This window comes from uncultured Campylobacter sp., assembly GCF_938030685.1.
Lineage (GTDB): Bacteria > Campylobacterota > Campylobacteria > Campylobacterales > Campylobacteraceae > Campylobacter_B.
On record NZ_CALHHX010000133.1, the window covers coordinates 1 to 1498 of the forward strand.

The following is a 1498-nucleotide window of genomic DNA, read 5'->3' on the forward strand; positions in this document are numbered from 1 at the left end:
TGGATATCGAAAATTTAAGCGCGACTCCGCATCTTGGCGCAAATACGCTCGAATCTCAAAGCAATATCGCCAGGGAAGCCGCAGAGCAGGCGATCAGCGCCGCACGCGGCTTAAACTATCCAAACGCTTTAAATTTGCCGCTTAAGCTCGAGGATCTGCCACGCGGAATTGAGCCGTATATAAATTTGGTCTCGAAAATGGCCTATCTTGCGGCGCAGATCAACAAAGGCCCCATCAAATCGATTCGCATCGAGGGCAGTGGCGAGGTGGTGCAGTATCTAAAATCGATGCTCGTTTTTGCCATCGTAGGCGCGCTGCACGATTCTTTGGGCGATTCGCTAAATTATGTCAATGCAAAATTCCTCGCGGATGAAAAGGGGATCGAGACGAGCTTCGGCGAGCTTGCAAACAGCGTCTATAAAAGCGAGATCGCGGTAAAAATCATGACTGATGAGGCGATCTCAAACGTCGCGGGCACGGTCTTTGACGGAAGCGAGGAGCGTATCGTAAATATCGGCGGATTTAAGACCGATTTTAAGCCGAAGGGCAAGATGATAATATTCAAAAACACCGACGTACCGGGCGTTATCAAATCCGTAAGCACGATCCTAGCCGACGAAAACATCAATATCGCGGACTTCCGCCTAGGCAGAGGCAAGGAGGGGGACGCTTTGGCGGTCATTTTGGTCGATTCCGAAGTGCAAAAAAGCACGCTTGATAAGCTGGCGGCGCTTCAAACCTGCCTAATGGTGCGCTACGCGGCGCTTTAATCATTATCCGCTTAGGAGGCGGAATTTTAAATTTCGCCTCAACCAATTCTTTATAATTTAAATTTACAATCCAGCCTACGACGGCGTTTGATTAGGCGATGCAGGAGCGCGCGGCGAGGATTTTGGCAGAACTTGAGTACGTGCAGAGCCGCGCTTGCGATACGTTGCGGTATGCGCTAGGCAGATGCGCTTTGGCTCACGGCTTTTGTAAACGCCGCGCGCGCTCTAAATTTAACTCTCGCCCTGAGCTTGCTTTTAATTTAAATTTCATCCTTGCAGATCTGCTTTAAATTTCATCATCGCGGGCGCCGCCGATTAAATTCTGCCGCTATGCGGGTTTGGCACTAAAAGCTAGAGGCTGCGATGCGAAACGCAATCAAATTTTATAAATTTTTAGACATGGCAAAGCGTTTTGCTTCAAATTTATGCGCGACAGGCACTTTCATCTCTAATCGTATCGCCCGTTTAAATTTAGGGCAGCCGCCGAGAGACTGCGCCGCTGATTAAATTTTACGTTTTTGCCGAAACTACGCTTCGTTAAAATTCCGCCCGGCCTAAATTTAGTCGATGCAAAATCAGCCGTAATGCGCCCTGCTAATTTGTGAGTTTAAGTGTTTCGATTAGGCTTAAAATTTTGCGGATCTGCGTTTGGTATTCGCGCGCGAGCTCTATGCTAGCGGGCCTACCAAAAAGCGTAGTTTCAAAAAGATCGGGCGCACCGTTTAAAA

General features: G+C 48.5%; 2 protein-coding genes. Both read left to right on the plus strand.

The genetic code is table 11. The features are described from left to right. Positions 1-770, plus strand: a 770-nt coding sequence (locus Q0369_RS06265) for an ACT domain-containing protein (RefSeq protein WP_298097460.1), incomplete at its 5' end; no start/stop codon positions are given. A gap of 122 nt (positions 771-892) precedes the next feature. Further along, positions 893-1060 (plus strand): hypothetical protein, encoded by a 168-nt coding sequence (locus tag Q0369_RS06270; protein ID WP_298097464.1) that lies wholly within the window; start codon positions 893-895, stop codon positions 1058-1060. Positions 1061-1498: the final 438 nt, after the last annotated feature.